Consider the following 16936-nt stretch of genomic DNA (forward strand, 5'->3'; position numbering starts at 1 on the left):
CATCGCTCGCGCACGCGGCGGCGCAGCGTTCGTTTTAATCCGCGGATCTTCCCGCAACATTTCCAGGACCAGGAGCTTTGCACATGCAAACCACCGACAACGTGACGACCCGGTACGAGGGCTCACCGACTGGCCAGGCCTTCGGCCAGGCACAAGGCGCACAAGCGCTCGCGCCGCAAGCGACCTTCGCCGACTACAAGGTGATCCGCCGTAACGGCAGCGTCGTGTCGTTCGAGCCGTCGAAAATCGCCATCGCCGTGACGAAGGCATTTCTGGCCGTCAACGGTGGTCAAGGCGCCGCGTCGGCGCGGGTGCGCGAACTGGTCGAGCAGCTCACGCAGAACGTGGTGCGCGCACTCGTGCGCAGCCGTCCGAACGGCGGCACGTTCCATATCGAAGACATTCAGGATCAGGTCGAACTCGCGCTGATGCGCGGCGGCGAGCACAACGTCGCGCGTGCTTACGTGCTGTATCGCGAGAAGCGCACACAGGCTCGCGGTCATGACGATCAGATCGTGGCGAACACGCCGGGTCTGAACGTGACCGACAACGGCGTCACGCGTCCGCTGGACATGGCCGCGCTGCGCGGCATCATCGAACTGGCTTGCGCGAATCTGGGCGACGCCGTGAGCGCCGATCCGATCATCGCGGAGACGGTCAAGAATCTGTACGACGGCGTGCCGATGAGCCAGGTCTACGACTCGGCGATCCTGGCTGCCCGCACGATGATCGAAAAGGACCCGGCGTACAGCCAGGTCACCGCGCGCATCCTGCTGCACACGATCCGCCGCGAGATCCTCGAAGAGGAAGTCACGCAAACGGAAATGGGCGAGCGTTACGCCGAGTACTTCCCGCAGTTCATCAAGCGCGGCGTGCAAGCCGAGCTGCTCGACGACAAGCTGCTGCAGTTCGACCTGAAGCGCCTCGGCGCCGCGCTCGACAACAACCGCGACTTGCAATTCGGCTACCTCGGTCTGCAGACTCTTTACGACCGCTACTTCCTGCATCACGACGGCGTGCGCATCGAAATGCCGCAGGCATTCTTTATGCGTGTCGCAATGGGTCTGTCGCTGAACGAGATCGACCGTGAAGCGCGCGCGATCGAGTTTTACAACGTGCTGTCGAGTTTCGACTTCATGTCGTCCACGCCGACGCTGTTCAACTCGGGCACGCGCCGCTCGCAACTGTCGTCGTGCTACCTGACCACGGTCGATGACGACCTCGACGGCATCTACGAAGCGCTGAAGGAAAACGCACTGCTGTCGAAGTTCGCCGGCGGTCTGGGCAATGACTGGACGCGCGTGCGCGCGCTCGGTTCGCACATCAAGGGCACCAACGGCAAGTCGCAAGGCGTCGTGCCGTTCCTGAAAGTCGTCAACGACACGGCGGTCGCCGTGAACCAGGGCGGCAAGCGCAAGGGCGCGGTGTGCGCGTATCTGGAATCGTGGCACCTGGACATCGAGGAATTCCTCGAACTGCGCAAGAACACCGGCGACGACCGCCGCCGCACGCACGACATGAACACGGCGAACTGGATTCCCGATCTGTTCATGAAGCGCGTGATGGAAGGCGGTGACTGGACGCTGTTCTCGCCGTCCACCTGCCCGGACCTGCACGACCTGTTCGGCGCCGAGTTCGAAACGGCTTACACGGCTTACGAAGACAAGGTCGCGCGCGGCGAGATCAAGCTGTTCAAGAAGATTCCGGCGGCGCAACTGTGGCGCAAGATGCTGGGCATGCTGTTCGAGACCGGCCACCCGTGGATCACGTTCAAGGATCCGTGCAATGTGCGCTCGCCGCAACAGCACGTCGGCGTCGTCCACTCGTCGAACCTGTGCACGGAAATCACGCTGAACACCAGCGACGCTGAAATCGCCGTCTGCAACCTGGGCTCGGTGAACCTCGTCGCTCACCTGAAGGAACAGGCCGACGGCACGCTCGTGCTCGACCACGACAAGCTCAAGCGCACCGTCAGCGTGGCCATGCGCATGCTCGACAACGTGATCGACATTAACTACTACGCGGTCGCCAAGGCGCGTAACTCGAACCTGAAGCACCGTCCGGTCGGCATGGGCATCATGGGCTTCCAGGACTGCCTGCACCTGCTGCGCACGCCGTACGCGTCGGAAGAAGCGGTCAAGTTCGCCGATACGTCGATGGAAGCGGTTTGCTACTACGCTTACTACGCGTCGACGGAACTGGCGCAGGAGCGCGGCCGTTACTCGAGCTACCGCGGCTCGCTGTGGGATCGCGGCATCCTCCCGCAAGACTCGGTGAAGCTGCTGGCCGACGCGCGCGGCGGCTACGTCGAAGTCGATTCGAGCGAGTCGATGGACTGGACCGAATTGCGTTCGCGCATCGCCACCTACGGCATGCGCAACTCGAACTGCGTCGCGATCGCGCCGACGGCGACGATCTCGAACATCATCGGCGTGTCGGCTTGCATCGAACCGACCTTCCAGAACCTGTATGTGAAGTCGAATCTGTCGGGCGAATTCACGGTGGTCAACGACTACCTGGTGCGCGACCTGAAGGCACGCGGCCTGTGGGACGAAGTGATGGTCGCCGACCTGAAGTACTTCGACGGCACGCTCTCGCGCATCGACCGCATTCCGGCCGACCTGCGCGCGATCTACGCCACCGCGTTCGAAGTCGATCCGAAGTGGCTGGTCGAAGCGGCATCGCGTCGTCAGAAGTGGATCGACCAGGCGCAGTCGCTGAACATTTACATGGGCGGCGCGTCGGGTAAAAAGCTCGACGAGATCTACAAGCTCGCCTGGGTGCGCGGTCTGAAGACGACCTACTACCTCCGCACGATGGCGGCGACCCACGTCGAGAAGTCGACGGTGGCGCACGGCGCACTGAACGCGGTGAGCTCGGGCGGCGGCGAAGGTTCGGGCGGTGCCGCAGGTGGCGCGGCCGGCGGCTTCGGCGTGAGTGGCGGCGCGGCTTCGGGCGGTATTCAGGCAGCGGCCGCAGCTCCGGCAGTCGCGGTTGAAGCAGCGCCGGAAGCGGATGGTCCGGTGTGCATGATGCGTCCGGGCGACCCTGGCTTCGACGAGTGCGAAGCTTGCCAGTAGGAAGCAGGATCGCTGCTTGCTGACGGGTCGTAGGTAGTGACCCGCATGCAGCGAGCAGCGAAGCTGATGCAAGTGAAGTGGAAGCGGAGCCGATGAGCAGCGCGGCAAGTCAAGTACGAGGCGCGCCGCTCATCGCAACGCAGCGAAGCAGGGCAGGTCACTGAAGTCTTGAAGCGGTCAGTCAGCAGTCAGCAATCGGCAGCACCCGACGAAGCGCGCGACACAGTGCGCGCAGCAAACGCTTCGATCGTTGGGCCGATCAACACAGTCGGCTCGATGCATCGCTCGACATGGCATTGAACTTCACCTCGCCAGCACTGACGAACAGGCAAACGCGAAGCAAACGCGAAACACTCGCGAGGCTAGCGCGAAGCAAGCGCGGGCCATCGCGACGAGCAACGCGAGGCAGCAGTCAGCAGTCGCAAGACGCTACAGGCACGCTCCGCAATACAGATAGATAGAGCAGCGAAATGTCGCTTTGACACGTTGCTCTTCGAGCTCGCGAAGCACCTCGACGACACACGTTCAACACGCCTCACATGAGGTGACGCACACACTCCGTTGAACAAAGTGTTGTATGAACGTAGCAACGCGAATCGAAAACAGGATTTTTCGTGAGCGGACTCTTTTATCGCTCGTGAAAAGATGGTACAAACCGTTCTAAATTGATGGTGACATTTATGCTCAACTGGGATGACGAGATCACTGCCGTAACTCCCTCGAGCGCTACGCAACAGAATGTGTTGCGCAACGCTGCGGGATCGGCTGTCGGTTCGCAAGTCGGAACGCGTTCCGCTCCTCATGCTCCCTCGGCTCAAGACGTCTTCGCGAACGACATCGCTGTCGCTCCCGTCGCTCATGTGACCAACGCTGCTGCTGAAACGGCTGCCGTTTCGGAAGCGCGGGTCAACGTCGCCGACAAGCGCATCATCAACGGCCAGACCGACGTCAATCAGTTGGTGCCGTTCAAATACAAGTGGGCCTGGGAAAAGTATCTGGCTGGTTGCGCCAACCACTGGATGCCGCAAGAAGTGAACATGTCGCGCGACATCGCCCTCTGGAAAGACCCGAACGGTCTGACCGAAGACGAGCGCCGCATCGTCAAGCGCAACCTGGGCTTCTTCGTGACGGCCGATTCCCTCGCCGCCAACAACATCGTGCTGGGCACCTACCGCCACATCACGGCGCCCGAATGCCGCCAGTTCCTGCTGCGCCAGGCGTTCGAAGAGGCGATCCACACGCACGCCTACCAGTACATCGTCGAGTCCCTGGGCCTCGACGAAGGCGAAATCTTCAACGCGTATCACGAGGTCTCCTCGATCCGCGCGAAAGACGAATTCCTGATTCCGTACATCCACGTGCTGACCGATCCGGCCTTCAAGACCGGCACGCTCGAGGCAGACCAGACGCTGCTGCGCTCGCTGATCGTGTTCGCCTGTGTGATGGAGGGGCTGTTCTTCTACGTCGGCTTTACCCAAATCCTGGCGCTGGGTCGCCAGAACAAGATGACCGGCGCGGCGGAACAGTACCAGTACATCCTGCGCGACGAGTCGATGCACTGCAACTTCGGCATCGACCTGATCAACCAGATCAAACTCGAAAACCCGCAACTCTGGACGGCTGAGTTCCGCGCGGAAATCCGCGAGATCTTCCAGCAAGCGGTCGAACTTGAATATCGTTACGCAGAAGACACGATGCCGCGCGGAGTGCTCGGCCTCAACGCGTCGATGTTCAAGAGCTATCTGCGCTTCATCTGCAACCGCCGTTGCCAGCAGATCGGTCTCGATCCGCTGTACCCGAACGAGGAAAACCCGTTCCCGTGGATGAGCGAGATGATCGACCTGAAGAAGGAACGCAACTTCTTCGAGACGCGAGTGATCGAATATCAGACTGGCGGCGCGCTGACCTGGGAGTGATCCGGGTTCGTGCTGCAGATGCATTCATCGATGGGGATGCCGTCGGCTGGGGCCGCGGCAATTTTGGCTAGGAGCAGAACCGCCTGATGCAAAGCATGCCCGGTGCGCCGCGTGCCTTCGCGGCCCACAACTATGACAGGCACTTTGCGAACCCTTCAGTGGGATGGGCAAACTTCCCCCCGGAAAAAGCCGCTGGCGTGATTGCCGGCGGCTCGATCAAGCAATTGCCGGCGTTGAGCTTTCACGCCGAACAGATCTGGCGCGCGGTGCCTTTTGGCACGGCGCGCCTTACCGCATTCATTAGCGTAAGCGCGCAGCACCTGCGTACGCCGATGAATAGCCCGCTTCGTAGCGCGCGCCCTGAGAAGCGTCCGCGGGAAGCGGGTTTTGACGAAGGGTGTAGTTTGAACTGACTCTCATCTGAAAACCTGAAGGAGAAAATGATGGCAACTGCAAAAAAAGCCGCCGCTAAGAAACCCGCAGCCAAGAAGGTCGCAGCAAAGAAGGCTGCTCCGGCTAAGAAAGCTGCTCCGGCAAAGAAAGTCGCTGCCAAGAAAGTGGCAGTGAAGAAGGTTGCAGCGAAGAAGGCAGCACCGGCCAAGAAGGTTGCAGCGAAGAAAGCCGCTCCGGCCAAGAAGGCTGCTGCCAAGAAAGTCGCAGTGAAGAAGGTTGCGGCGAAGAAGGCAGCACCGGCTAAGAAAGCCGCTGTGAAGAAGGTTGCAGCAAAGAAGGCAGCACCGGCCAAGAAGGCAGCAGCGAAGAAGGCTGCGCCGGCTAAGAAGGCTGCTGCCAAGAAGGCTGCGCCTGCGAAAAAGGCTGCTGCTAAAAAGGCTGCGCCCGCGAAAAAGGCTGCCGCTAAAAAGGCTGCGCCTGCCAAGAAGGCTGCCGCGAAGAAGGCCGCTGCTCCTGCCAAGAAGGCTGCCCCTGCGAAGAAGGCTGTCGCCAAGAAGGCGGCTCCTGCACCCGCTGCGACTTCTGTCTCGAGCGCACCGGCGGCGACGGTGAAGACCGCGCTGAACCCGGCAGCGGCATGGCCGTTCCCGACGGGCAGCCGTCCGTAAGTTGGACGCTGAGCGGTAGAAGCACTTAGACACGTCGCATGATGTGTCCGATGATCGAGTAGCGCTTGAGTAACGTGGCGAGCGCTACTCGGTCAGGGTCCCGTTGCCGGTTTCCGGCGACGGGATTTTTTTCGCCCGAACAATTCACCGGCGAGAAACTTGCAGGCGAAAAAAAACGCATGCACAGGGGAGGGCATGCGTGTGAGGTCGTCGCGGCGGCAGACAGCCTCGCCGCGCGAGAGGGGAAACTTAGTGCGTGACGCGCGTGACGCCACCGCTGGAGAGCAGCCGCACCCGCTCGCCGGCGCGGAAGATCTCGCCGGTGGCGCTTTGCGTGATGGCGCGCATGTCGCCGTTATCGAGCAGCACGGTGATCTCGAGACCGTCGCGCACCGCGACGCCGTTCTCGACCGCATTGCCGGCCACCGCGCCCGCCAGACCGCCGATAATGCCCGTGATGATCGAGCCGGTGCCGCCACCGATCGTGCTGCCGGCCACCGCACCCAGGGCGCCGCCACCGATCGCGCCGATGCCGCTCGGCTGCCCGTTGTTCGAACTGATCTTCACGGCGCGCACGCTGTCGACGGTGGCCATGCGGACCGTTTCTTCACGCTGCGCCTGCGACGCCGTGTAAACGTCCGCAGAGCTGCTGTTGTACGCACACCCCGACATGGCCAGCGAGCCGGCAATCAAGACGGCCACGACCAGGCGACTCGTTGTTCTCATTCCCTAAACTCCAATAGCTCTCGGTACTACGGCAGGTCGTATCCGAACGCCTGCTTGAACCGCTCGTTGATCTCGGTCCGGCTGGGCGCATAGTTTTGCGGGCCCTGGTGTTCGATCTTCAGCGCGCCCATCAGGCTCGCGAGACGCCCTGTGGTAGCCCAGCCGAGCTCGTTCTCGATGCCGTAGAGCAAACCGCCGCGGAACGCGTCGCCGCAACCTGTGGGATCGAGCACTTGCCGTGCCTTGACCGCCGGAATCTCTTCGATGCCGCCCGCGTGATGGATCTGCGCGCCTTGCTCGCCGAGCGTGACGATCAGCGCCTCGACCTTGCCGGCGATCTCTTCGATCGACCAACCTGTTTTGTTGCTCACCAGTTTGGCTTCGTAATCATTGACCGCTACATAGGTAGCGAGTTCAATCATGCGCTGCAGCGAAGCACCGTCGAAGAGCGGCAGGCCCTGGCCCGGATCGAAGATGAACGGCACGCCCGCGGCCGCCAGATGCTCGGCGTGCTGGATCATGCCGTCGTAGCCGTCCGGCCCGACGATGCCGAGCGTGATGCCCTTGGCCTCGTCGGCGCGATTCAGATGCGACTGCATCATCGCGCCGGGGTGGAATGCGGTGATCTGATTGTTTTCCAGATCCGTGGTGATCATCGCCTGCGCCGTATAGGCGTCCGGCACCACCAGCACGCTCTCCGTCGACAGGCCGAGCTGCTTGAACCGGTCCATGTAGAGCTGCGCGTCGACCGAGCCGAGCGTCCCCATGATGCGCGCGTCGCCGCCCAGCAGATGCAGCGAGTAGGCAATGTTGCCCGCGCAGCCGCCGAACTCGCGGCGCATGGTCGGCACGAGAAAGCTGACGTTCAGGATGTGGACCTGCTCCGGCAGGATGTGCTCCCGGAACCGGCCTTCGAAGGTCATGATGTTGTCGTAGGCGAGCGAGCCGCAAATCAGCGTAGCCAAGGCGAGCGTTCCTGTAAAAAACGATAAAGAGAATGGGCGCGACGATGTGACAGCGCCGCGCATGAAGCGCGGCGCCGGGTTCGTGCGCGAAGGTTTTACTTCAGCGCGGCGAGGGCTGCGTCGTAGTTCGGTTCGTTCTTGATTTCGCCGACCAGTTCAGCGTGAACGACCTTGTCGTTCTCGTCGACGACCACCACGGCGCGTGCCGTCAGGCCGGTCAGCGGGCCGCTCGTCACGTCAACGCCGTAGGCTTGCGCGAACTCATGGCCGCGGAACGTGGACGCCGTGACGACGTTCTCGATGCCTTCCGTCGTGCAGAAGCGCGACGCGGCGAACGGCAGATCGCCCGACACGACGATCACGGCCGTGTTGGTCAGTTTGGCCGCGGCTTCGTTGAACTTGCGGGTCGAGGTGGCGCAGGTCGGCGTGTCGAGGCTCGGGACAATGTTCAGCACTTTGCGCTTGCCGGCGAAATCGGCGAGCGACACCGGCTTCAGATCCTTGCCGACCAGCGAGAAAGCGGGAGCGGCCTGGCCCACCGACGGGAACGTGCCGGCTACTTCGATCGGGTTGCCACCCAGCGTAACTTGACTCATGTTGTCGTGCTCCGAAAATTCGTCAGTAATGACGGTGAACGCGCCCGGTCAATGCCGGGCGCGCGAGGACGCGTTACGGATAAAAAATCTGTACGCGGAAATTGGAAGCGACCGCATTGCCCGTGTCGAGATGCACGATCATGGTCTGGGTCGTATGCGCGGGCAGGCCAGCCGCGATCGGCGTGCCGGGCGGAACGTAGTCTTGCGGCCACAGTATGCGGCGTACCGCGACGTTGTTCTGGTCGTCGAGCAGCGTGAGTTCGATGGCCGGATAGGCGAGTGCAATATTGAAGCGGTTGCGCAGCGGCATCTTCAGTTCGAGCTTGTGCGGACCGTCGATCTGCCGCAGATCGGACGGCTCGACCTGCAAGCCGTCGATGTCGTGCGGCGGCGTGACCTGGCAGCCGAGCGTCGAGCAGGCCTTCGCATAGAGCGTCTGCGAGCGCGGGAAGTACACCATCACCGTTTCGCGTTGCCACCAGGCGAGCTGCGCGAGCAGCGCGATGATCAACAGCGCCGCCACCACCGAACCGGCGATGATCCAGCCCATGCGCCGCGGTTCGGGCGGGCGGGTCTCGCGCACCACGGGGAAGGGATCAGGGCCGTCGTTGACCGGCTGCACGGAGAAGGGCTCGCCGCTCGCGGAGACCGGGCCAGTAGTGGCGGCCGGGACGGCAGCAGCAAAGCCCGCCGCGCCTGCGCCGACAGCCGCGCCTACGCTCGCCGCGCCCGAGCCGGTCGCACTTGGGCCGGTCGCACCTAAGCCGGCCGCGCCGAAACGCGGCTCATTGTCAGGAATCCCATACAAGGTAACCGGTTCGTCCAGGACTGGCTCTTCGAGCGGCTCGTCCGGCGGCGCATCGGAAGCGCGCTCGGTCCTGTGCCAGACTCGCGGCGCTGCTTCTTCGGGCGGATCGAGGTGATAGGCGAACGGGTCGAGCGGCGCGTCCGCCAGTAGCGGTTCCTCGTCGGGCGGGTTCGGGACGGTGAATGCGCCAGGCGGCAGTTCGGGCTCCGTAGCGTGACGCGGCGTGACCGCGACGCCCGCGCCGGTGGAGACCGGCGTGAGCGGCACGTTGCCGGCGTGATGGCGCAGACGGTTGTCGATGGCGGCGTCGGGTGCCGGCGCCCAGGGGTCCCATGCTTCAGCGCTGAAGTCGGGGCCTTTCGGCCGCACGCCTGAGAGCGCTTCGATCGCCGCGGCAGCGGCGACCGGTTTGGCGGTGGAAAAATCACCGCCTTCGCTGATGTCGAACAGGCTGCTCGACGCGTCGAATACTTCTTGGCAATGCCCGCAGCGCACCAGGCCACGGCGCAGCGCAAGTTGTTCCGTTTGCAGGCGGAAGACGGTTTCGCAGAAGGGGCAACGTGTTGCCAGGAGCATATTGAGCCGATAAGCCGGAAGGCCGTTGGTTGGACAATACGCCTTATTCTAATGGCTTTCGCGACGGGTTCCCGACAGACACACCCAACCTTCGTGTTCGCGCCATACGCTGATGTCGATCCATCGTGCGTAGACCTGCGCGACTTCGTCCGCTTGCCGCGCCAGAATGCCGGACAGCGCGATCTTGCCGCCCGGCTTGACCTTCGACGAGAGCATCGAGGCCATCAGCTTGAGCGGGTTGGACAGGATATTGGCGACCACGATATCGAACTCGCCGGTGGGGCATTCGTCGGGCAAACCGTAGGTGACTTCCGCGCGGTTGCGCTCGCTGTTGTGACGCGCCGACTCGACCGCTTGCGGATCGATGTCGATGCCGTACACAGGATTCGCGCCGCACTTTTTCGCGAGGATCGCGAGGATGCCGGAACCGCAGCCGTAGTCGAGCACGGATTGCCCAGACTGCACCGATTGTTCCAGCCATTCCATGCAAAGCCGCGTGGTGGGATGGCTGCCGGTGCCGAAGGCGAGGCCTGGATCCAGTTCCAGCACGAGTGCTTCGGGGTCCGGCGCATCGTGCCACGACGGCACGACCCAGATGCGCTCGCCGATCTTGATCGGATCGAACTGCGACTGCGTGAGCCGCACCCAATCCTGATCCTCGACTTCACGCACGGTGAACGACGGCGCAGCCTCCAGACCAATTTCATTAGCCGCGGCGGTGAGCAACACGGCCGGCTCATGTTCCGGCGCGAGCAGCGCGATCACGCGCGAACGCTGCCACGCCGTGCGATCCGGCGTAAGACCGGGCTCGCCGAACAGCGGCTGCTCGTCGGGGGTGTCGGCGTCCGCATCTTCGACCGACACGGACAATGCGCCCAACTCGAGCAGCGCGTCGGAGAATTCCTCCGCGTGCTCGCGCGCCAGCTCGGCGATCAGTTCCCGGTAGCTCATGAGTTACGCTTCTTCCGGCGCGGCCTGCAGCTTCGCGGCCAACCGGTTTTCGAGGTAATGAATGCTGGTGCCGCCTTCGACGAATTTCGCGTCCAGCATCAGCTCGCGGTGCAGCGGGATGTTGGTCTGAATGCCTTCCACCACCATCTCCGACAGCGCGATGCGCATGCGCTTGATCGCCTGCTCGCGCGTGGCGCCGTAAGCGATCAGCTTGCCGATCATCGAATCGTAGTTCGGCGGCACGAAATAGCCATTGTAGGCGTGCGAGTCGACGCGGATGCCGGGGCCGCCCGGCATGTGCCACGACGTCAGACGTCCCGGCGACGGAATGAACTTGAACGGATCTTCCGCGTTGATGCGGCATTCGATCGCGTGACCCTTGAACACGATGTCGCGCTGACGGAAGGCGAGCTTCTCGCCGGCCGCGATGCGGATCTGTTCCTGCACGATGTCGACGCCCGTGATCAGTTCTGTGACCGGATGCTCGACCTGCACCCGCGTGTTCATCTCGATGAAGTAGAACTCGCCGTTTTCGTACAGGAACTCGAACGTGCCCGCGCCGAGATAGCCCATCTTCTTGCAGGCGTCCGCGCAACGATCGCCGATGCGGTCGATCAGGCGGCGCGCGATACCCGGCGCCGGCGCCTCTTCGATCACTTTCTGGTGACGGCGCTGCATCGAGCAATCACGCTCGCCCAGCCACACGGCGTTCTTGAACGAATCGGCCAGCACCTGAATTTCGATGTGCCGCGGGTTCTCCAGGAATTTCTCCATGTAGACCTGCGGGTTGCCGAACGCACGGCCGGCTTCTTCGCGCGTCATGTTGACCGCGTTGACCAGCGCCGCTTCCGTGTGGACCACGCGCATGCCACGGCCACCGCCGCCGCCGGCCGCCTTGATGATGACCGGATAGCCGACCTGACGGGCAATTTTCACGATCTCTTTCGGATCTTCCGGCAACGCGCCTTCCGAACCCGGCACGCAAGGCACGCCGGTCTTGATCATGGTCTGCTTGGCCGTGACCTTGTCGCCCATCATCCGGATCGTTTCCGGGCGCGGGCCGATGAAGGTGAAGCCGGACTGTTCGACACGTTCGGCGAAGTCGGCGTTTTCGGAGAGGAAGCCGTAGCCGGGGTGGATCGCTTCGGCGTCGGTGACTTCCGCCGCGCTGATCAGCGCGGGCATGTTCAGATAGCTCAGGTTCGAAGGCGCCGGGCCGATACAGACCGCCTCGTCCGCGAGCTTCACGTACTTGGCTTCCTTGTCGGCTTCGGAATAAACGACGACGGTCTTGACGCCGAGTTCACGGCAGGCGCGCTGGATACGAAGCGCGATCTCGCCACGATTGGCAATGAGGATTTTTTCAAACATAGCGGGTTTTCGACTCATCAATGGGCGCCGGGTTGATCACAACGCCGGCTGCCTCAGAGGATCGGTCGCGCGCCTGGGGACGACGGCGCGCGGGCGGCATGCGCAAAGCGTGCCGCGTCAGCCGACCACGAACAGCGGTTGGCCGTACTCGACCGCCTGACCGTTTTCGACGAGGATTTCCTTCACCACGCCGGACTTGTCCGACTCGATTTCGTTGAGCAGCTTCATCGCTTCGATGATGCAGATCGTCTGGCCTTCCTTGACCGTGTCGCCCACCTGGACGAACGGATCGGCGCCCGGAGACGGCGCGCGGTAGAAGGTGCCGACCATCGGCGAGGTCACCACATGGCCTTGCGGCGCAACGGCGGCCGGCGTGGCCGGCGCGGCGGCTGCGGCAGCGGCCGGCGCTTCGCCACCGATTGCCGGCGCCGGTTGCGCGTACTGCGGCGCGTACGAGGCGGACGGTTGCACGTAAACCGGCGGCGCATTCTTGACGATGCGGACCTTGCCTTCGCCCTCGGTCACTTCGAGTTCGGAAATACCGGACTCCGAGACGAGGTCGATCAGAGTTTTCAGTTTACGTAGATCCATCAGGCAGCCCCTTTAATGCGTAGAGTGCCGGCGCGTGCGCAGCCGGCGCAAATTAGACGTGTTTGGAATCAGCCGCGCGACGAGCCGGCGGACAGCCGGTCGAGCGCGAATTCGAGCGCGTACAGATATCCCTTCCAGCCGAGGCCGCAAATCACGCCCTCAGCCTGGTCGGAGAAATACGAGTGATGCCGGAACGGTTCGCGACGATGCACGTTCGACAGATGAATCTCGACGAACGGGATGCCGACCCCCGCCAGTGCGTCCCGAATGGCCACGCTGGTGTGCGTGTACGCGGCGGGATTGATCAGTATGAAATCGGTTGTTTCAGTCCGCGCGGATTGGATGCGGTCCACCAGAGCGCCTTCGTGATTGCTCTGGAACGACGCAAGTTCGGCGCCCGCGTCCGCTGCGCGGTCCGCCAGCGCCTGATCGATCTGTGGCAAGGTCACGCGACCGTAAACCTCGGGTTCCCGGGTGCCGAGAAGGTTGAGGTTGGGCCCGTGCAGTACCAGCAGTCGAGTCATGGTCGCTTCTTTTTCCGTGGAATTGGGCGCACTTTAGCGCTGATTAGAGAAACTTGTCTAGTTTCCCGCGCGTACGGAGCGATTGCAGCGTCGTTTTGCCGCCGCTGCGGGTGCCTATCTTCTCTCAAAACCGGCCGATTTGCGCCTATTTTCTCGCGTTTGAGCGCTAATTGAGTCTCAAAAGAATGTGAAATTTAGAGCGCGTCGAGGGTTTGTTTCAGCGCTTGCGGGTCGATTTGTCCTAATTTTGTCGAGCGAATGTTGCCTTTTGCGTCGATTACGACGGTAAAAGGCAGCCCGCCCGCAGTATTGCCGAACGCGCGCGCGAGGTCGGCGCCACCGAAGCCGGTCACATAGACGGGATACGCGACCTTCACTTTCTGCAGGAACGCCTGAACGTTTTTATCCGAATCAACGCCAAGTCCGACGAACTGGATGCCTTTTTTCGCGTAGTCGCGCTGAAGTTGCGACAGCGCGGGCATTTCTTCGACGCAGGGGCCGCACCACGACGCCCAGAAGTTGACGACGATTGGGTGTCCTTTGAGCAAACTTAGCGTTTGCGGCTTGCCGTCCACGGTCGTGACAGGCGCGGCCCACAGTTGCGCGACCGCGCTTTCGGAGGAGGCCGGTTGCGCAGCGTGCGCCACTTCGGCGTTGCCGTTCAGCCAATGGTTGGCCAGCACACCGCCGCCCGCGGCGACGATGGCAACACATGCGGCCGCCAGAATCCGTCTCATATTCATCTTCTTGGTCAGTCTAGTTGGTTGAAGGAGCGACGTCGCTGCCGTCGAGCAGCGTCTGCACGGCTTGCAGGTTGGCGCGCGCCGTGCGGCCGCGCGCGTCGGCGCGTACCGCGCCGCGCAGGTCGTCCGTTTCGTAGAGCGCCACGTGCACGCCGACCGGTTCCGCCTCGCGCCCTTCATTCGTGGGGCGCCAAAGAAAGCTGAGTGTCTCGACGTAGCCGCGGCCGGCGAAGTGCCGCGTTTCGGAGACGTCGTACTGAATGTCGGCGTTCAGAAAATAGATTGCGACTTCTTTCGGATTGTCGCAGAACACCTGAAGGTGAATGTCCGAGTGTTCGCCGGCGGTGCCGCCGAGCACTGCGCCTGTCAGATAAGGATTGAACGGCGCGAGCCGCTCCATCCAGTCGACCGCAATGCGGCGCAGTCGCCGCAGCAGCACGGGCTGACTGTCGCCCTGGAACAGCGACTGGTATTCCCGGATTTCTTCTTCAATCTGGTCGTTATCCGGCAGCCATTCGCCGGCAACGCGGCTCTCGCCGACAACTTGCCGGGCCGCTTTGCGCTTCGCCGTGGCGTAGTCCAGACCGTCTTCGGCGATCATGCGCGCAGCCGCAATGGCGATTTCCTCGCGCACGCGCTGCGGATCGAAGTGTGATTTGCGAACCATCCCTCGATCATACTAGAGATTGATGACGGCCTTTCCTGGCGGGTCGCAGCGCGCGCCGGGCAAGGTTGCGCGGGCGCGCGCGCATAGGGCGATCCGGAGGCGTCGGTTACAATAGCGTCCTTTGCAGACGGTCGTTTCGGCCGCTCTTCTGCGCTCCCATCCCTCTCAAGGAAACGCTGGGCCGCCCCAGGTTTTCTTGCCCCCTCGGGGGCCTGGCGCGAAGCGGCAGGTTAGGGGCCCTTCCAGGAAAAACGCCCGCGCGGCACGACAGGCTTATGCACATCCACATCCTCGGTATCTGCGGCACGTTCATGGGCGGTCTCGCGGTCCTCGCGCGCGGCGCGGGCCACACCGTGACGGGTTGCGACGCCGGCGTCTATCCGCCCATGAGCACGCAGCTCGAGGCGCAAGGCATTGGGCTGATAGAAGGTTACGACGCGGACCAGTTGAACGGCCTGAACGCGGACCTGTTCGTGATCGGCAATGTGGTCTCGCGCGGCAACCCGCTGATGGAAGCCATTCTCGACCGCGGCCTGCCGTATGTCTCCGGCCCGCAGTGGCTCGGCGAGCATGTGCTGAACGGCAAGTGGGTGCTGGCGGTGGCCGGCACGCACGGCAAGACGACCACCAGCTCCATGCTGACCTGGCTGCTCGAAGACGCCGGCCTCAATCCGGGCTTTCTGATCGGCGGCGTGCCGCTGAATTTCGGCGTTTCGGCGCGGCTGACCGATTCGAGCTTCTTCGTGATCGAAGCCGACGAGTACGACACGGCCTTTTTCGACAAGCGCTCGAAGTTCGTGCACTACCGGCCCAAGACCGCGGTTCTGAACAACCTCGAGTTCGATCATGCGGACATCTTCCCGGATCTGGCCGCGATCGAAACGCAGTTCCACCATCTGATCCGCACCGTGCCGGGCATCGGCCGCGTCGTGACGAACGGCCGTGAAGACGTGCTCGAGCGCGTGCTGACGCGCGGCTGCTGGAGCGAAGTCGAGCGCTTCGGCGTGCAGGGCGGCTGGCAAACCTTGCCGGCGGAAGACGGCGTGCCGGTCGACGAGCGTTTCGCTGTCTATCACAACAGCGAGCGCGTCGGCGTGGTCGAGTGGCAGGTGCAAGGCGAGCACAACCGCATGAACGCGCTGGCCGCGATTGCCGCCGCGCGCCATGTCGGTGTGCCGCCGGCGCAGGCCGCCCGGTCGCTGGCGAGCTTTCGCAACGTCAAACGGCGTATGGAAGTGCGCGGCAGCGTCGACGGCGTGACCGTCTATGACGACTTCGCCCATCATCCGACCGCTATCGATACGACCGTGGCCGGCTTGCGCGCCCGTGTGGGCCGCGACAATACGCGGATTCTTGCCGTGCTGGAGCCGCGCTCCAACACCATGAAGCTCGGCGTGATGAAAGCGCAATTGCCGGCCAGTCTCGCCGAGGCCGATCTCGTATTCGGCTACGGCGCGCCGACCGGTCGCGACGCGCTCGGCTGGAATCTCGGCGAGGCGCTCGCGCCGCTTGGCGGCAAAGCGCAGGCTTTCGACAATCTCGACGCGCTGGTCAAAGCAGTAGTCCACGCAGCGCGCCCCGGCGACCAGATTCTGGTGATGAGCAACGGCGGCTTCGGCGGCGTGCATCAGAAACTGCTCGACGCTCTTTCCGCGCGAGGCGCTTCGTGATCCTTTATCTGCACGGTTTCCGCTCGTCACCCAATTCGTTCAAGGCGCGCGTGCTGGCGGCGCGGCTCGTCGAGCTTGGCCGCAGCGACGAATGGTGCTGCCCGGTGCTGCCGGTTTCGCCGTTCGAGACGGTGGCGCTCGCCGAATCGCTGGTGGCCGCCGCCCAGCCGAAAAACGTCACGCTGATCGGCAGCTCGCTCGGCGGCTATTTCGCCACCCATCTCGCGGAAAAGCATGGCTGGCCGGCGGTGCTGCTCAACCCGGCGGTCGTACCGCAGCGCGATCTCAGCGCCTATCTCGGCGAGCAGCCGTTGTGGCACGGTGGGGGCAGTATCGTCGTCGAGCCGCATCATCTGGACGAGTTGCGCGCGCTCGGCGTCGCGTCGATCACGCGGCCCGAACGCTATTATTTGATGGCCGCCACCGGCGACGAAGTGCTCGACTACCGCGAAATGCTCGCGCACTATCCCGGCGCACGCACTACGCTGATCGAAGGGAGCGACCACGCGATCAGCGAGTTCGCGCAATACGTCGACGAGGTGCTGGCCTTTTGCGACGCGGAAGACGTCGAGCCGCCCGCGCCGCGCGAAGCCGCCTGAGGCCGCGCGTTCGGGCAGCGAGGCGATTGCCGCGCAACAGATTCATACCGCCGCCGGCGCGCGCGTATCGCGCCGCGGATCCACTATCACGA

At 63.3% G+C, this 16936-nt stretch carries 16 protein-coding genes; 6 read left to right on the forward strand and 10 right to left on the reverse strand.

Features of this window, described 5'->3' with window-relative positions; all coding sequences use genetic code 11:
• The first annotated feature begins 83 nt into the window (after positions 1-83).
• The 4 genes from RI103_RS02530 to RI103_RS02545 all read left to right on the forward strand — a co-directional run bounded on the left by RI103_RS02530 (position 84) and on the right by RI103_RS02545 (position 6057).
• On the forward strand, positions 84-3080 hold the full coding sequence (locus RI103_RS02530; RefSeq protein ID WP_310813869.1) for a ribonucleoside-diphosphate reductase subunit alpha: 2997 nt from the start codon (positions 84-86) through the stop codon (positions 3078-3080).
• A 680-nt stretch (positions 3081-3760) separates the two neighbouring features.
• Positions 3761-4996, forward strand: coding sequence for a ribonucleotide-diphosphate reductase subunit beta (locus RI103_RS02535; RefSeq protein ID WP_310813870.1), 1236 nt, complete (start codon positions 3761-3763; stop codon positions 4994-4996).
• Between the two features lie 86 nt (positions 4997-5082).
• Positions 5083-5409, forward strand: a complete 327-nt coding sequence (locus RI103_RS02540) for a hypothetical protein (RefSeq protein ID WP_132372986.1) — start codon at positions 5083-5085, stop codon at positions 5407-5409.
• Positions 5410-5439: 30 nt separating this feature from the next.
• Positions 5440-6057: a histone H1-like DNA-binding protein gene (locus RI103_RS02545; protein WP_012434386.1), complete on the forward strand. Its 618-nt coding sequence runs from the start codon at positions 5440-5442 to the stop codon at positions 6055-6057.
• Between the two features lie 249 nt (positions 6058-6306).
• On the opposite strand, the gene RI103_RS02550 is transcribed toward RI103_RS02545, so the two are convergent.
• The 10 genes from RI103_RS02550 to RI103_RS02595 form a co-directional block, all read right to left on the reverse strand.
• Positions 6307-6783 (reverse strand): glycine zipper 2TM domain-containing protein, encoded by a 477-nt coding sequence (locus RI103_RS02550; protein WP_310813871.1) that lies wholly within the window; start codon positions 6781-6783, stop codon positions 6307-6309.
• 26 nt (positions 6784-6809) lie between these two features.
• Complete coding sequence (locus tag RI103_RS02555) at positions 6810-7748, reverse strand: carbohydrate kinase family protein (protein ID WP_310813872.1); 939 nt, start codon at positions 7746-7748, stop codon at positions 6810-6812.
• A 95-nt stretch (positions 7749-7843) separates the two neighbouring features.
• Positions 7844-8344, reverse strand: coding sequence for a thiol peroxidase (gene tpx, locus RI103_RS02560; RefSeq protein WP_134457779.1), 501 nt, complete (start codon positions 8342-8344; stop codon positions 7844-7846).
• Between the two features lie 73 nt (positions 8345-8417).
• Positions 8418-9728: a DUF3426 domain-containing protein gene (locus RI103_RS02565; protein ID WP_310813873.1), complete on the reverse strand. Its 1311-nt coding sequence runs from the start codon at positions 9726-9728 to the stop codon at positions 8418-8420.
• A 48-nt stretch (positions 9729-9776) separates the two neighbouring features.
• On the reverse strand, positions 9777-10679 hold the full coding sequence (gene prmA / locus RI103_RS02570) for a 50S ribosomal protein L11 methyltransferase (RefSeq protein WP_310813874.1): 903 nt from the start codon (positions 10677-10679) through the stop codon (positions 9777-9779).
• A 3-nt stretch (positions 10680-10682) separates the two neighbouring features.
• Positions 10683-12050, reverse strand: coding sequence for an acetyl-CoA carboxylase biotin carboxylase subunit (accC, locus tag RI103_RS02575; protein ID WP_012434380.1), 1368 nt, complete (start codon positions 12048-12050; stop codon positions 10683-10685).
• A gap of 117 nt (positions 12051-12167) precedes the next feature.
• Positions 12168-12641, reverse strand: a complete 474-nt coding sequence (gene accB, locus RI103_RS02580) for an acetyl-CoA carboxylase biotin carboxyl carrier protein (protein WP_310813875.1) — start codon at positions 12639-12641, stop codon at positions 12168-12170.
• A gap of 68 nt (positions 12642-12709) precedes the next feature.
• Positions 12710-13165 (reverse strand): type II 3-dehydroquinate dehydratase, encoded by a 456-nt coding sequence (aroQ, locus tag RI103_RS02585; RefSeq protein ID WP_310813876.1) that lies wholly within the window; start codon positions 13163-13165, stop codon positions 12710-12712.
• A gap of 194 nt (positions 13166-13359) precedes the next feature.
• On the reverse strand, positions 13360-13908 hold the full coding sequence (locus RI103_RS02590) for a TlpA disulfide reductase family protein (protein WP_310813877.1): 549 nt from the start codon (positions 13906-13908) through the stop codon (positions 13360-13362).
• Positions 13909-13921: 13 nt separating this feature from the next.
• Entirely contained in the window at positions 13922-14575 is a 654-nt protein-coding gene (locus RI103_RS02595; protein ID WP_310813879.1) for a UDP-N-acetylmuramate--alanine ligase, read from the reverse strand.
• Positions 14576-14850: 275 nt separating this feature from the next.
• Here RI103_RS02595 and mpl point away from each other — a divergent pair, with 275 nt between their 5' ends.
• Positions 14851-16245, forward strand: coding sequence for a UDP-N-acetylmuramate:L-alanyl-gamma-D-glutamyl-meso-diaminopimelate ligase (mpl, locus tag RI103_RS02600; protein WP_310813880.1), 1395 nt, complete (start codon positions 14851-14853; stop codon positions 16243-16245).
• Complete coding sequence (locus tag RI103_RS02605; protein WP_310813881.1) at positions 16242-16844, forward strand: YqiA/YcfP family alpha/beta fold hydrolase; 603 nt, start codon at positions 16242-16244, stop codon at positions 16842-16844. The genes mpl and RI103_RS02605 overlap by 4 nt, the downstream gene beginning before the upstream one ends.
• Positions 16845-16936 lie beyond the last annotated feature (92 nt).

It is taken from the genome of Paraburkholderia sp. FT54 (assembly GCF_031585635.1).
In the GTDB taxonomy this organism is placed as follows: domain Bacteria; phylum Pseudomonadota; class Gammaproteobacteria; order Burkholderiales; family Burkholderiaceae; genus Paraburkholderia.

What these genes read in the sequence shown, in the direction of transcription:
- aroQ (WP_310813876.1), bottom strand. Translation starts at nt 13,165, where the DNA reads ATGACTCGACTGCTGGTACTGCACGGGCCCAACCTCAACCTTCTCGGC.
- RI103_RS02595 (WP_310813879.1), bottom strand. Translation starts at nt 14,575, where the DNA reads ATGGTTCGCAAATCACACTTCGATCCGCAGCGCGTGCGCGAGGAAATC.
- RI103_RS02535 (WP_310813870.1), top strand. Translation starts at nt 3,761, where the DNA reads ATGCTCAACTGGGATGACGAGATCACTGCCGTAACTCCCTCGAGCGCT.
- mpl (WP_310813880.1), top strand. Translation starts at nt 14,851, where the DNA reads ATGCACATCCACATCCTCGGTATCTGCGGCACGTTCATGGGCGGTCTC.
- tpx (WP_134457779.1), bottom strand. Translation starts at nt 8,344, where the DNA reads ATGAGTCAAGTTACGCTGGGTGGCAACCCGATCGAAGTAGCCGGCACG.
- accB (WP_310813875.1), bottom strand. Translation starts at nt 12,641, where the DNA reads ATGGATCTACGTAAACTGAAAACTCTGATCGACCTCGTCTCGGAGTCC.
- RI103_RS02565 (WP_310813873.1), bottom strand. Translation starts at nt 9,728, where the DNA reads ATGCTCCTGGCAACACGTTGCCCCTTCTGCGAAACCGTCTTCCGCCTG.
- RI103_RS02540 (WP_132372986.1), top strand. Translation starts at nt 5,083, where the DNA reads ATGCAAAGCATGCCCGGTGCGCCGCGTGCCTTCGCGGCCCACAACTAT.
- RI103_RS02550 (WP_310813871.1), bottom strand. Translation starts at nt 6,783, where the DNA reads ATGAGAACAACGAGTCGCCTGGTCGTGGCCGTCTTGATTGCCGGCTCG.
- RI103_RS02530 (WP_310813869.1), top strand. Translation starts at nt 84, where the DNA reads ATGCAAACCACCGACAACGTGACGACCCGGTACGAGGGCTCACCGACT.
- RI103_RS02545 (WP_012434386.1), top strand. Translation starts at nt 5,440, where the DNA reads ATGGCAACTGCAAAAAAAGCCGCCGCTAAGAAACCCGCAGCCAAGAAG.
- RI103_RS02590 (WP_310813877.1), bottom strand. Translation starts at nt 13,908, where the DNA reads ATGAATATGAGACGGATTCTGGCGGCCGCATGTGTTGCCATCGTCGCC.
- accC (WP_012434380.1), bottom strand. Translation starts at nt 12,050, where the DNA reads ATGTTTGAAAAAATCCTCATTGCCAATCGTGGCGAGATCGCGCTTCGT.
- prmA (WP_310813874.1), bottom strand. Translation starts at nt 10,679, where the DNA reads ATGAGCTACCGGGAACTGATCGCCGAGCTGGCGCGCGAGCACGCGGAG.